The sequence below is a fragment of the Rathayibacter sp. VKM Ac-2804 genome (genome assembly GCF_009866655.1).
Taxonomy (GTDB): Bacteria; Actinomycetota; Actinomycetes; order Actinomycetales; family Microbacteriaceae; genus Rathayibacter.
The window spans coordinates 1,408,756-1,421,953 of record NZ_CP047420.1 but is presented as its reverse complement, the minus strand read 5'-3'; the positions used below and the strand labels follow the sequence as shown (position 1 = coordinate 1,421,953).

The following is a 13,198-nucleotide window of genomic DNA, read 5'->3' as shown; positions in this document are numbered from 1 at the left end:
GGACGAGAGGCCGGTGGGCCCGAGCAGAACTCGGGCCCACCGGCCTCTTCGTCAGTGCGCTGCGATCGATCCGGAGATCAGGACGCGGCGGGAGCGGACGGCGACTCGACGGTGATCGAGCCGTCGATGATGCCCTCCGTGATGGTGTCCAGCTCGCCCTGCAGGTCGGCCGAGACCTTCGACTCGAAGTCGTGGAACGGCGCGATGCCGACACCGTCGTTCTCGAGCGTGCCCACGTACGGGGTCGCGTCGAACGCGTCGGCGCCCGCAGTGGCGGTGACGTCGGTCGTTCCGGCCTCGATGCCCTTGAGGATCGAGGTCAGGTACAGGTCGCCGCCGTCGGGGTAGGTCTCGTACAGGTCGGCGTCGACGCCCACCATCGCGATGTCCTTGCCGGAGTCGCGGATGGCCTCGATGGCCGACTGGAAGATCGGGCCGCCGACCGGGAGGATGACGTCGGCGTTCTGGTCGATCAGCGACTGCGCGGCCGACTTGGCCTCGACACCGGCCGCGAAGCCTCCGGTGAACGAGCCGGTCTGCGCCGCGACGTCCCAGCCGACGACCTTGACGTCGGTGCCCTTCTGCTCGTTGTGGTACGCCACACCGTCCGCGAAGCCGTCCATGAAGATGGTGACGGTCGGGAACTGCTGGCCGCCGTAGGTGCCCACGACACCGGTCTTCGAGTACGACGCGGCCGCGTAGCCCGCGAGGAACGCCGACTGCGAGGTGTCGAAGGTGATCGGCTTGACGTTCGGCAGGTCGATCGACGCGTCGTCGATGATGGCGAAGTCGATGTCGGTGTTCTCCTCCGCCGCGGCCGAGGTGGCCTCGGCGAGGGCGAAGCCGACGGTGATGATCAGGTTGCAGCCCTGGTCGACGAGGCTCGTCAGGTTGGGGGCGTAGTCCGTCTCGGACTCCGAGGTCACGGTCTTCGGGGTGACGCCGAGGTCCTCGGACGCCTTCACGAGACCGTTGTAGCCCAGCTCGTTGAACGACTTGTCGTCGAACCCGCCCGCGTCGGACACCATGCAGGGCAGGAAGTCGCCACCGGCGGCGGCGGAAGAGCCGCCCTCCTCGGGGGCGGAGGCGCAACCGGCGAGAAGCGCGGTGACGCCCAGAGCGGCGAGACCGCCGAACGCGGCCTTACGCGTGGTGATAGTCAAGATTCGTCCTCCAAGATTCGGCCCCGCGCGCACGATCGGCGCTGCAGGACATCGATGACCTCACGTTACCCAAGGTGTCGGAACCCTCAGCCGCCCAGAGGGTCGAGGTCAGGAAGCGTTACACAGTGTTGATCTTGGGGAGGAGCCGCGAGCGGCTCCTCCCCCGCGGTCGGCCACCAGGAGTGGTGCGTTCCGCAGAGCGTGTCGCGTCGGGCTGACCGGAATCGCTGGCTCGCGATTCCGGCTCGCGGCCCTCGACCCTTCGGGCGAGGGCGTCCGGGGGGGCGGCGCCCCCGGACGGCTCCGCGACCAGCAGGTGAGGGCACGACTCCCTCGGGCGCGCACCCACCACATGCTGACCGAGCAGCGCGCGGAGCGCGCGTATCGAGATCCACCCGCTCCAGAACCTCAGTCTGCAGAGCTCCCCGCTGGGGACGGCGGTCTCGATGGGCCGCTGCGCGGCTGCTCGATCAGCATGACGGGGTCCGCAGGGCCTTTCGGCATGCTGATCGAGGAGCCCTCGCAGAGGGCGTCTCGAGATCCACCTGTTCCAGGAGGACGGATCTCTCGACGATCGGCTAGAGGACGTCGGTGCGGCCCGAGAGGCGGAGGGCGTCGACGACGCCCTTGACCTTCTGGGCGTTCTCCGTGGTGGTGACGAGGAGGGCGTCGGGGGTGTCGACGACGACGATGTCCTTCACGCCGATCAGCGCGATGGTGCGATTGCCGCCGCTGACGACGATGCCGGTGGCGGAGTCGGCCAGGACGCGGGCGTCCTCGCCGAGGATCGCCAGGTCGGAGCGCAGGCCGCTCGCGTGCAGCTTCGCGATCGAGGCGAAGTCGCCGACGTCGTCCCAGGAGAAGTGGCCGGGGACGACGGCGAGCTTGCCCTCCGCGGCGGCCGGCTCGGCGACCGAGTAGTCGATCGCGATCTTCTCGAGGCCCGGCCAGATGCGGTCGACGACCGCGCCGCGCTCCGGAGTGTCCCACGCCTCCGCGAGCTCGAGCAGACCCGCGAGCAGCTTCGGCTTCGAGCGGCCGAGCTCCTCGAGCAGGCGGTCGGCGCGGGCGATGAACATGCCGGCGTTCCAGAGGTACTGACCGCTCTGCACGTAGGTGCGAGCGGTGTCGGCGTCGGGCTTCTCGACGAAGGAGTCGACGGCGAGCGTGTGCGCGGCGCCCTCGATGCCGAGGTGGGCGCCGGTGCGGATGTAGCCGAAGCCGACCGCGGGCTCGGTCGGCGTGATGCCGATGGTCGCGATGTAGCCGGCGTCGGCGGCGACGACCGCCTCGGCGACGGCGTCGTGGAAGAGGTGCTGACCGCTGATCACGTGGTCGGCGGCGAACGAGCCGATGATCACGCCGGGCTCGCGGCGCTCGAGGATCGCGGCGGCGAGGCCGATCGCGGCGGAGGAGTCGCGCGGCTCGCTCTCGAGGACGACGTTGAGGTCCTCGAGGCTCTCCAGCTGGCGCTCGACGGCGGCGCGGTGCGCGCGACCGGTGACGACCATGATGCGGTCGGCGCCCGAGATCGGCGCGAGCCGGTCCCAGGTGTCGCGGAGCAGGGTCTGGCCCGAGCCGGTCAGGTCGTGCAGGAACTTCGGGGCGTCCGCCCGCGAGAGCGGCCACAGCCGCGAGCCGATCCCGCCTGCCGGGATCACGCTGTAGAAGCGGTCGAGCGGGGCGCGGCCATCGGTCTCAGGTGATGTCATGTCCGCAGGATACAAGGGAGCCCGCACGTGTCCGTCCGTTCACCCGGGTGCGCTCCCGCGTTCACACGGCGCCCGTAGCGTCCGGAGGGTGAGAGTCGCGGTCGTCACGGAGAGCTTCCTCCCGTCGTTGAACGGTGTCACCACGAGCGTCCTCCGGGTCCTCGACGAGTTCGCGGCGCGGGGGATCGAGGCCCTCGTCGTCTGCCCCGCCGCGGGTGCGCCCGGGCACTACGCCGGCCACCGCGTCGTGGAGCATCCGGCGATCGCCTACCGCGACTTCCCCGTCGGGATCCCGACGCTGGCCCTCACCCGAGAGCTGGCCGCCTTCGAGCCCGACGTCGTGCACGTCGCCTCGCCCTTCCTTCTGGGGGCGCGGGCCATCGCCTCGGCGAACCGGCTCGGGGTGCCGAGCGTCGCGATCTACCAGACCGACGTCGCCCGCTTCGCCGCCCGCTACGGCATCCGCGGGGCTCGCGCCCTCGCCTGGCGGGTGATCCGCCAGATCCACGCGGGCGCCGACCTCACGCTCGCCCCCTCGTCCAGCGCGCTCGACGACCTCGCCGCAGCCGGGATCGAGCGCACCGCGCTCTGGGGGCGCGGCGTGCAGAGCGACCGCTTCCACCCGCGGATGCGCTCCTCCCCCTACGCCGCCGAGGTGCGGGCGCCGCTCGGCGACGGCGACGCGCTCGTCGGCTACATCGGCCGCGTCTCGCCCGAGAAGCGGGTCGAGCGCCTCGGCGCCCTCTCCTCTCTGCCCGGGGTGGACCTGGTCGTCGGCGGCTACGGCCCCTCCTCCTCCCGGGTCGCAGCGGCGCTCGGCTCCCGGGCGCGGATGCTCGGGCGACTCGACGGCGAGCGCCTGCCCGCGGTCTTCGCCGCGCTCGACGTCTTCGTGCACACCGGCACCGAGGAGACCTTCGGGCAGACCGTGCAGGAGGCGCAGGCGTCCGGCACCGCCGTCGTCGCGCCGCATGCCGGCGGACCGACGGATCTGATCGAGCACGGCGTCGACGGACTGCTCTACGCGCCGGAGAGCGACTCCGACCTGCGCCGCCAGGTCGAGCGGCTGCTGGACGATCCGGGACTGCGCTCCCGGCTGGGCGAGGCGGGCCGGCGCCGCGTGCTGCACCGCACCTGGAGCGCGCTCACCGACGAGCTCCTCGCCCACTACGCGACGGTCGGCGCACCCGTCTCGATGGCCCGCGGCAGCTAAGGCTCGCCTAAGCCGCGGCGATCCCGCCCGGTGCCTAGAATCGTCGAGCGAGTGTTCTCGCCGCTCCTCCGCCCCGCCCGCGTCCACGAGTCGCGGGTCAGGTCAGGCCGACGGAGCAGTCAACCAGGGAGGGTTGTTCGTGTCAGTTTCAACTGCTCAAACCCTCGCACCCCGGAAGCAGGGGAAGATCCGCCGTCCGGCCGGAACCCTCTACCGCGGTCGCGAAGGCATGTGGTCGTGGGTGCTGCACCGGATCACCGGTGTCGCCATCTTCTTCTTCCTCCTCGTGCACGTCCTCGACTCGGCGCTCATCGCGGTGAGCCCCGAGGCGTACAACGCGGTCATCGGCACGTACAAGAATCCGATCATGGGCCTCGGCGAGACGGGTCTGGTGGGCGCGATCGCGTTCCACGCCCTGAACGGCCTGCGCATCATCCTGGTCGACTTCTGGAGCTGGGCCACCCGCAACCAGCGCGTGCTCTTCTGGGTCGTCATCGGCCTGTGGGTCGTGCTGATGCTCGGCTTCGCGCCCCGCCATCTCATCAACGTCTTCAGCGAGGGAGGTGCCCATTGAGCACCGTCGCCGCACCGCGGACTCCGCTCGTCCCGACCCGCTCCTCCGGCACCAACTGGGAGAAGTGGGGCTGGATCTACATGCGCGCCTCCGGCGTCGTGCTGATCGTCCTGATCTTCGGGCACCTGATCTTCAACCTGCTGCTGGGCGAGGGCATCAAGGCCATCGACTTCGGCTTCGTCGGCGGCAAGCTCGCCAACCCGTTCTGGCAGTGGTGGGACGTCGCGATGCTCTGGCTCGCGCTCATCCACGGCGGCAACGGCATGCGGACGCTCGTCAACGACTACGCGACCTCGCCGCTGCTGGCCCGCGTGTTCAAGGGCGGCATCCTCGTCTCGGTCGTCGCGCTGATCGCGCTCGGCACCTACGTGGTCTTCGGCTTCAACCCCTGCCCCACCGACGCGGACCCGAGCCTGCTTCCCTCCTTCTGCGCCGCCTAGGCGCCCGGTGCCGCGCGGTCCGTCCGCGCGGCACCGTCACGCCCCGGGAGCGCACCTCCCCCACTCCCGCCCTTCCACCCCGTTCAACGGAGCAGTCACCCAGTGAGCACACCAGGCCACGTCCACAGCGGCGGCGCAGAACAGAGCGCCTTCACCAAGACCGTCGGAGACGACGGCGTCCACTACCACCAGTTCGACGTGGTGATCGTGGGAGCCGGCGGAGCGGGCATGCGCGCCGCGATCGAGGCCGGGCCCAAGGCGAGGACCGCCGTGATCTCGAAGCTCTACCCGACGCGCTCGCACACCGGTGCAGCACAGGGCGGCATGGCAGCCGCCCTCGCGAACGTCGAGGAGGACAGCTGGGAGTGGCACACCTTCGACACGGTCAAGGGCGGCGACTACCTCGTCGACCAGGACGCGGCGGAGATCCTCGCGAAGGAGGCCATCGACGCGGTCATCGACCTCGAGAACATGGGCCTCCCGTTCAACCGCACCGAGGACGGCAAGATCGACCAGCGCCGCTTCGGCGGTCACACGCGTGACCACGGCAAGGCGCCCGTGCGCCGGGCCTGCTACGCGGCCGACCGCACCGGCCACATGATCCTGCAGACGCTGTTCCAGAACTGCGTCCGCCTCGGCATCAACTTCTACAACGAGTTCTACGTGCTCGACCTGGTGATGACCGAGGTCGACGGCGTGAACAAGCCCTCCGGAGTGGTGGCCTACGAGCTCGCCACCGGCGAGCTGCACGTCTTCCAGGCCAAGGCGATCATCTTCGCGACCGGCGGCTTCGGCAAGATCTACAAGACGACGTCGAACGCGCACACCCTCACGGGCGACGGCGTCGGCATCATCTGGCGCAAGGGCCTCCCCCTCGAGGACATGGAGTTCTTCCAGTTCCACCCGACCGGCCTCGCCGGTCTCGGCATCCTCCTCACCGAGGGAGCGCGAGGGGAGGGAGCGATCCTCCGCAACGCATCCGGCGAGCGCTTCATGGAGCGCTACGCGCCCACCATCAAGGACCTCGCGCCGCGCGACATCGTCGCCCGCTGCATGGTCCAGGAGGTGGCGGAGGGCCGCGGCGCCGGCCCGCACAAGGACTACGTGCTGCTGGACTGCACCCACCTCGGCGCCGAGGTGCTCGAGACGAAGCTCCCCGACATCACCGAGTTCGCCCGCACCTATCTCGGCGTCGACCCGGTCGTCGAGCCGGTGCCGGTCATGCCGACCGCGCACTACGCGATGGGCGGCATCCCGACCAACGTCAAGGCCGAGGTCCTCTCGGACAACAGCACCGTGGTCCCCGGCCTCTACGCCGCCGGCGAATGCGCCTGCGTCTCGGTGCACGGCTCGAACCGCCTCGGCACCAACTCGCTCCTTGACATCAACGTGTTCGGGAAGCGCAGCGGCAACAACGCCGCCGACTACTCGCAGACCGTCGACTTCACCCCCCTGCCCGAGAACCCCGCCGGCGCGATCCGCGACATGCTCGCCTCGCTCCGCGGCGCGACCGGCACCGAGCGGATCGCCTCGATCCGCAAGGAGCTGCAGGACGAGATGGACAAGAACGCCCAGGTGTTCCGCACCGACGAGTCGCTCGAGCAGGTCACCGGCACCATCCAGCGCCTGCGCGACCGGTTCCGCAACATCTCGGTGCAGGACAAGGGCAAGCGCTTCAACACCGACCTCCTGGAGGCGGTCGAGCTCGGCTTCCTCCTCGACCTCGCCGAGGTCGTCGTCTACTCCGCGCGGAACCGCAAGGAGAGCCGCGGCGGCCACATGCGCGACGACTTCCCCAAGCGCGACGACGAGAACTACATGCAGCACACGATGGCGTACCTCTCCGGAGACGCGCACTCCTCCGACGCGGGCGACCACATCCGCCTCGATTGGAAGCCCGTCGTGATCACCCGGTACCAGCCGATGGAGAGGAAGTACTAGCCGTGTCGACCGCCACTCTCGAGCAGCCCCCCGCCGCCCCCGCGGCCCCGGAGGCGTTCACCGTCACGTTCATCATCCGCCGCTTCGACCCCGAGCAGGACACCGAGCCGCGCTGGCAGGACTTCGACGTCGAGATGTTCTCGACCGACCGCGTCCTCGACGCGCTGCACCGGATCAAGTGGGACCAGGACGGCTCGCTGACCTTCCGCCGCTCCTGCGCTCACGGCATCTGCGGCTCCGACGCGATGCGGATCAACGGCCGCAACCGCCTGGCCTGCAAGACGCTGATCAAGGACCTCGACATCTCGCAGCCGATCTACATCGAGGCGATCAAGGGCCTGCCCCTCGAGAAGGACCTCGTCGTGGACATGGAGCCGTTCTTCGCCTCCTACCGCGAGGTGCAGCCGTTCCTGATCGCGAACACCCCGCCCACCAAGGGCAAGGAGCGCGTGCAGTCGGTCGCCGACCGCGCCCGCTTCGACGACACCACCAAGTGCATCCTCTGCGCCGCGTGCACGTCGTCCTGCCCGGTGTTCTGGACGGACGGGCAGTACTTCGGCCCCGCCGCGATCGTGAACGCGCACCGCTTCATCTTCGACTCGCGCGACGACGCCGGCGGAGCCCGCCTGGACATCCTCAACGACAAGGAGGGCGTCTGGCGCTGCCGCACGACCTTCAACTGCACCGAGGCCTGCCCGCGCGGCATCCAGATCACCCAGGCGATCGCCGAGGTGAAGCAGGCCGTCATCCGCGGCCGCGCCTGACCCTTCTTCCCCTGTTCGGCCCGTCGGATCCTCGGATCCGGCGGGCCGTTCGTCGTCCCCGGGGCCGTCGTGACGGGAAGGGGTGGGCACGACGGCCGCCCGGCGCCTCTACGCTGGAGGGCATGACGGAGGCGGCGACCGAGGCTCCGCGCGGCATCCCGGCGCTGTTCGAGCGGATCATGCGGACGCGGCCGGTGCGGGTGATGCTGCACTACTCCGAGAGCGGCGGGCCGCTGTTCGCGTCGGGGCTCGCGTTCCAGGCGCTGTTCGCGATCTTCGCGGCGCTGTTCGTGTTCTTCGCGGTCTTCGGGTTCGTGCTGCGGGACAACGCGGCGCTGCGCGACTCGCTGCTGCAGCTGCTCACCAGCTCGGTGCCGGGGCTGATCGGCGAGAAGAACTCGCTGGTCTCGATCGACACGCTGCTCGACTCCTCGATCCTCGGCTGGACCGGAGCGATCGCCGCGGCGGGACTGCTCTGGACGGCGCTCAACTTCCTCGGCAGCCTCCGCCAGGCCGTCCGGATCCTGTTCTCCCTGCCGGGACCGACCGTCCTGTTCGTGCTGCTCAAGCTCAAGGACGCGGGGCTGGCCCTCGTCTTCGGCGCCGTTCTGGTCGTCTCGGCGGCGCTCTCGGTCTTCTCGACCTCGTTCGTCGACGTCGCGTTCGACGTCCTCGGGATCGGCAGCGATTCCACCCTCGCTCGCGTCACCGGAACCGTGGTCGGCCTGCTGATCATGCTCGCGCTCGACACCGCGACGCTCGCCGGCTCGTTCCGGATCCTCAGCGGCATCCCGATCCCGTGGAAGAACCTCTGGGTCGGCGCGCTGATGGGCGGCATCGCCCTCGGGGCGCTGAAGGTGCTCGGGACGCAGCTGCTCGGCGGCGCCTCGCGCAACCCGCTGCTGGCCTCCTTCGCCGTCCTGATCGGACTGCTGATCTGGTTCAACCTGGTCTGCCAGGTGATCCTGATCGTCGCCTCCTGGATCTCGGTGGGCATGAGCGACGCGGGCATCTCGGCGCGGAAGCTCACGCCGGACGAGCTGGAGAAGGAGCGCGAGGAGCAGCTGCGCCGCGCCCGCCGCACGCTCGCCGAGGCGGAGCGCGAGCGCCTGCGCGCCGCCCTGCCGGACGCCTCGCTGCTCAAGCGCCGGCGTCTGGAGAAGCAGCTCTCCCGCCTCGAGGACGAGCTGGAGGAGTCCGCCGCCTGACGCGGCGGCGCTCCCGAGTCGAGCCTGCCCGCGCCCCGACGGGCGCGAGGCGGAACGACGACTGTCGAACATGTCCGTTTCTGTTGACATCGGACACGAACGGGGCTAAAAAGATGTAAACGCAGATCCGAGGTCGGCACCGACACCGCGGACGAGGCGTAGCATCTCGCGAGACGACGGAGTCCACATGTACGCACCGGAGCGGCACCAGGCGATCCTGGATCGCGCCCGCACCGACGGGCGGGTCGAGGTCCGCGACCTCGCGCAGTCCCTCGCGGTCACGCCCGAGACGATCCGCCGCGATCTCACTAGCCTCGAGAAGCGCGGCCTGCTGCGCAGGGCCCACGGCGGGGCCATCCCGGTCGAGCGCCTGGGCATCGAGCCCGAGGTCGCTGCCCGCGAGGGCCACCTCGCGGCCGAGAAGGACCGCATCGCGACCGCGGCACTCGCCGAGGTCCCCGACGGCGGCTCGATCGCCATCGACGCCGGGACCACCACGGTCCGCCTCGCGGAGCTGCTCCCCCTGGACCGCCGGCTGACGGTCGTCACCCATTCCCTCCCTGTCGCGGTGGCGCTCGTCGGCCGGCCCAACATCGACCTCCACCTGCTCGGCGGGCATCTGCGCGGAGTGACGCAGGCCGCCGTCGGGCCCTGGGTCGCCCAGGTGATCCCCACCGTCTCGGTGGACGTCGCCTTCATCGGCACGAACGGCATCAGCCGGGAGCGGGGTCTCACCACCCCCGACCTCGACGAGGCCGTCGTCAAGACCGCGCTCATCGCCGCCGCGCGCCGGGTCGTCGTCCTCGCCGACCACTCCAAGTTCGGCCGCCAGGACTTCGGGCACGTCGCCCCGCTGTCCGCGATCGACACCGTCATCACCGATACCGATGTCGACGACGAGCTCGCCGACGACATCGAGTCCGCCGGCCCGGAGGTCGTCCGCGCATGATCGTCACCGTCACCGCCAACCCCAGCATCGACGTCACCCTCTCGACGAGCGGCTTCGCCGTCGGCGAGGTCAACCGCGCCCACGGTGTGCGGCGCGACCCGGCCGGCAAGGGCGTCAACGTCGCCAGGGCCCTCGCCCGCAACGGCGTCGAGGCCACGGCGATCTACCCGGCCGACGCCTCCACCGGCCTCGACCTGCGCACCATGCTCGAGGCGGCCGGAGTCGCCTCGGCCAGCGCCGCGATCGCGGAGCCGATCCGCACCAACATCACCGTCGTCGACGACGCGACCGGCCGGACCACCAAGATCAACGAGCCCGGCCCGGCCGTCACCCCGGAGGAGGCGACGGCGCTCTCCGATCTGATCTGCGACCACGTCGTCTCCGCCCCGCGCTGGCTCGTCGCCTGCGGCAGCGTCCCGCCCGGGCTCGGCGACGACTTCTACCCGGCGCTCGGCCGCCTCGCCACCCACTTCGGCGTCCCCCTCGCCGTCGACACCTCCGGAGCACCGCTGACCGCGATCATCGCGGCCGGCACTGCGACGCTGGTGAAGCCCAACCTCGAGGAGCTCGAGGAGCTCCTCGGCCGCTCCCTCGCGACCGTCGGCGACGTCGTCGACGGAGCCCGCACACTCCTCCGCCTCCCGGACGCGCGAGCGCTCGTGAGCCTCGGAGAGCACGGTGCCCTCCTCGTCACGGCGACCTCGTCGTGGTGGGCGGGCGCGCCCCCCGTCGTGCCCCTCAGCACCGTCGGCGCCGGCGACAGCACCCTCGCGGGCTACCTGTCGGCGACCGACGCCTCGGAGGCGGAGCGTCTGCGGACGGCCGTCGCCTGGGGCACCGCCGCCGTCACCCTCCCGGGCAGTGAAGCCCCGGGTCCCGATTCCCTCCGCCTCGACGACGTCTCCGTCGTCGAGAACCCCGACCCCACCCTCCCGATTGGAGAACTGAGCGCATGACTGCTCTCACCGAGGCGTCGACGGTCATCGTCGACCTCACCGCCGCCACGAAGGACGACGCCACCGCGCAGCTCGCGAAGACGCTCGCCGACGCCGGCCGCGTCACCGACCTCGACGGCTTCCTCGCCGACGTCCGCGACCGCGAGTCGCAGATGGCCACCGGCATGCCCGGCGGCATCGGGATCCCCCACGCCCGCTCGTCCCACGTCGTCTCCCCCAGCGTCGCCGTCGGCATCGCGAAGTCCGGCGTGGACTTCGGCGCCCCGGACGGCCCCGCAGACCTGATCTTCCTCATCGCCGCCCCCGACGGCGCCGACCAGGCCCACCTCAAGATCCTCGCCCAGCTCGCCCGCAAGCTGATCCACGAGTCCTTCACCGGATCCCTCCGCGCCGCCGGCAGCGGCCAGGAAGTCGCGGACATCATCGCCCGAGAGGTCGTCGTCTCGTGAAGATCGTCGCCGTCACCAGCTGCATCGCCGGCATCGCGCACACCTACATGGCGGCCGAAGCCCTCGAGCAGGCCGCGAAGAAGAAGGGGTACGAGATCCAGGTCGAGACCCAGGGCGCGGCCGGCTCCGACCCGATGTCCGACCAGACGATCGCCGACGCCGACGTCGTGATCCTCGCCGCCGACCTCGAGGTCCGCGGCAAGGACCGCTTCGCCGGCAAGCCGACCCTCGAGGTCGGCACCTCGGAGGCGCTCGCCAAGGCCGCGGACGTCATCGACCGCGCCGCGGCGAAGGTCCAGGACGCACCCGCCGCCGCCTCGACGGGCGCCCCGCGCTTCGTCGCGGTGACGAGCTGCATCGCCGGCATCGCGCACACCTACATGGCGGCCGAGGCGCTGGAGCAGGCCGCGAAGAAGCGCGGCTACCCGATCCACGTCGAGACCCAGGGCGCCGCCGGCTCGGACGAGATGACCGCGGGCGACATCGCCGCCGCGGACGTCGTCATCCTCGCCGCCGACCTCGAGGTCCGCGGCAAGGACCGCTTCGCCGGCAAGCCGATCCTCCAGGTCGGCGTCGCCGAGGCGCTCTCGAAGCCCGACGAGGTGCTCGACCGGGCGCTCGCCCTGCGCGGCACCGGCACGGCTCCGTCCGCCGCCCGCTCGACTCCGGCCGCGGCGCCCGCCGCCCCGAAGAAGGTCGGCGTCGGCACCCGCATCCGCCAGAACCTGATGACCGGCGTCTCGTACATGATCCCGTTCGTCGCGGCGGGCGGTCTGCTGATCGCGCTGTCGTTCCTCTTCGGCGGCTACCAGATCGTCAGCTACACGCCGCAGCAGATCATCGACAACGGCTTCAACATCGCGAACATCACCGACTGGGCCGGAGTGATGTTCCTGATCGGAGGCGCGACCTTCGCCTTCCTGGTGCCGGTGCTCTCGGGCTTCATCGCCTTCGGCATCGCGGACCGCCCCGGCATCGCGCCCGGCTTCCTCGGCGGCGCCGTGGCGGTCACCGTCGGCGCCGGCTTCCTCGGCGGCCTCGCGTCCGGCTTCATCGCCGGCTACGCGGCGCTCTACATCTCGCGGATCAAGCTGCCGGCGGCCTTCAAGTCGCTGATGCCGGTCGTCATCATCCCGCTGATCGCGACCTTCATCACGGGCTTCCTGATGTTCGTCGTCCTCGGAGCGCCCCTCCGCGCGCTGAGCGAGGGACTGTCCGCCTGGCTCTCCGGCCTCACCGGCGGCAACCTGATCATCCTGGGCATCATCCTCGGCCTGATGATGGCGTTCGACATGGGCGGTCCGGTCAACAAGGTGGCCTACGCCTTCGCGACCACGGGGCTCGCCTCGGTACCCGCCGACGGCGACCCGAACTCGGTGCAGTTCAAGGTGATGGCGATCGTGATGGCGGCCGGCATGACGCCGCCGCTGGGCCTCGCCCTCGCCACGTCGCTCCGCAAGCGCCTGTTCACCGATGCCGAGCGCCAGAACGGCAAGGCGGCCTACCTGCTGGGCGCCTCGTTCATCTCGGAGGGAGCGATCCCGTTCGCCGCGGTCGACCCGCTGCGCGTGATCCCCTCCGCCATGGTCGGCTCGGCCGTCACCGGCGCGCTCGTCGCGCTGTTCGGCTCCACGCTCCGCGCCCCGCACGGCGGTGTCTGGGTGACCGGACTGGTGGGGCAGCCGCTGCTCTACCTGGTCGCGATCCTGGTCGGCATGGTGGTCACCGCGGTCTGCGTCATCATCGCGAAGAGCATCAAGCGCGCGCCGGTCGTCGCCGAGGTCCCGGAGCCGGCCACGGCCCGCCCCGTCGCCGTCTGACCCGCACCG

Annotated in this window: 12 protein-coding genes; 10 read left to right on the top strand and 2 right to left on the bottom strand. The window is 70.8% G+C overall.

The genetic code is table 11. The features are described from left to right. Window positions 1-77: 77 nt before the first annotated feature. Both GTU73_RS06705 and GTU73_RS06700 read right to left on the bottom strand, forming a co-directional pair. A complete protein-coding gene (locus GTU73_RS06705; RefSeq protein ID WP_160088023.1) occupies window positions 78-1,163 on the bottom strand; it encodes a BMP family ABC transporter substrate-binding protein in 1,086 nt (361 codons plus the stop codon). A gap of 578 nt (window positions 1,164-1,741) precedes the next feature. Further along, the gene (locus tag GTU73_RS06700; protein WP_160088021.1) at window positions 1,742-2,875 is read right to left on the bottom strand and encodes a mannose-1-phosphate guanylyltransferase; all 1,134 of its coding nucleotides are present in this window, start codon (window positions 2,873-2,875) and stop codon (window positions 1,742-1,744) included. A gap of 88 nt (window positions 2,876-2,963) precedes the next feature. Between GTU73_RS06700 and GTU73_RS06695 the strand changes: the two genes are divergently transcribed. The 10 genes from GTU73_RS06695 to GTU73_RS06645 all read left to right on the top strand — a co-directional run bounded on the left by GTU73_RS06695 (window position 2,964) and on the right by GTU73_RS06645 (window position 13,189). After that, a complete protein-coding gene (locus GTU73_RS06695) occupies window positions 2,964-4,088 on the top strand; it encodes a glycosyltransferase family 1 protein (RefSeq protein WP_160088019.1) in 1,125 nt (374 codons plus the stop codon). 187 nt (window positions 4,089-4,275) lie between these two features. Beyond that, on the top strand, window positions 4,276-4,662 hold the full coding sequence (sdhC, locus tag GTU73_RS06690) for a succinate dehydrogenase, cytochrome b556 subunit (protein WP_268788348.1): 387 nt from the start codon (window positions 4,276-4,278) through the stop codon (window positions 4,660-4,662). Then, complete coding sequence (locus tag GTU73_RS06685) at window positions 4,659-5,102, top strand: succinate dehydrogenase hydrophobic membrane anchor subunit (protein ID WP_160088017.1); 444 nt, start codon at window positions 4,659-4,661, stop codon at window positions 5,100-5,102. The genes sdhC and GTU73_RS06685 overlap by 4 nt, the downstream gene beginning before the upstream one ends. 198 nt (window positions 5,103-5,300) lie before the next feature. Beyond that, on the top strand, window positions 5,301-7,043 hold the full coding sequence (gene sdhA, locus GTU73_RS06680) for a succinate dehydrogenase flavoprotein subunit (protein WP_244231903.1): 1,743 nt from the start codon (window positions 5,301-5,303) through the stop codon (window positions 7,041-7,043). 2 nt (window positions 7,044-7,045) lie between these two features. Beyond that, a complete protein-coding gene (locus GTU73_RS06675; RefSeq protein WP_160088013.1) occupies window positions 7,046-7,807 on the top strand; it encodes a succinate dehydrogenase iron-sulfur subunit in 762 nt (253 codons plus the stop codon). 122 nt (window positions 7,808-7,929) lie between these two features. Beyond that, window positions 7,930-9,015, top strand: coding sequence for a YihY/virulence factor BrkB family protein (locus GTU73_RS06670; protein WP_160088011.1), 1,086 nt, complete (start codon window positions 7,930-7,932; stop codon window positions 9,013-9,015). Window positions 9,016-9,202: 187 nt separating this feature from the next. Beyond that, complete coding sequence (locus GTU73_RS06665; RefSeq protein ID WP_160088009.1) at window positions 9,203-9,964, top strand: DeoR/GlpR family DNA-binding transcription regulator; 762 nt, start codon at window positions 9,203-9,205, stop codon at window positions 9,962-9,964. Next, window positions 9,961-10,920, top strand: a complete 960-nt coding sequence (locus tag GTU73_RS06660; protein ID WP_160088007.1) for a 1-phosphofructokinase family hexose kinase — start codon at window positions 9,961-9,963, stop codon at window positions 10,918-10,920. The genes GTU73_RS06665 and GTU73_RS06660 overlap by 4 nt, the downstream gene beginning before the upstream one ends. Then, the gene (locus GTU73_RS06655) at window positions 10,917-11,369 is read left to right on the top strand and encodes a PTS sugar transporter subunit IIA (protein ID WP_123445279.1); all 453 of its coding nucleotides are present in this window, start codon (window positions 10,917-10,919) and stop codon (window positions 11,367-11,369) included. Before GTU73_RS06660 ends, GTU73_RS06655 begins: the two co-directional genes overlap by 4 nt. After that, window positions 11,366-13,189 carry a PTS fructose-like transporter subunit IIB gene (locus GTU73_RS06645; protein ID WP_208543744.1) on the top strand — a complete coding sequence of 608 codons (1,824 nt, stop codon included), beginning with the start codon at window positions 11,366-11,368 and terminating at the stop codon, window positions 13,187-13,189. Before GTU73_RS06655 ends, GTU73_RS06645 begins: the two co-directional genes overlap by 4 nt. The last annotated feature ends 9 nt before the right edge of the window (window positions 13,190-13,198 follow it).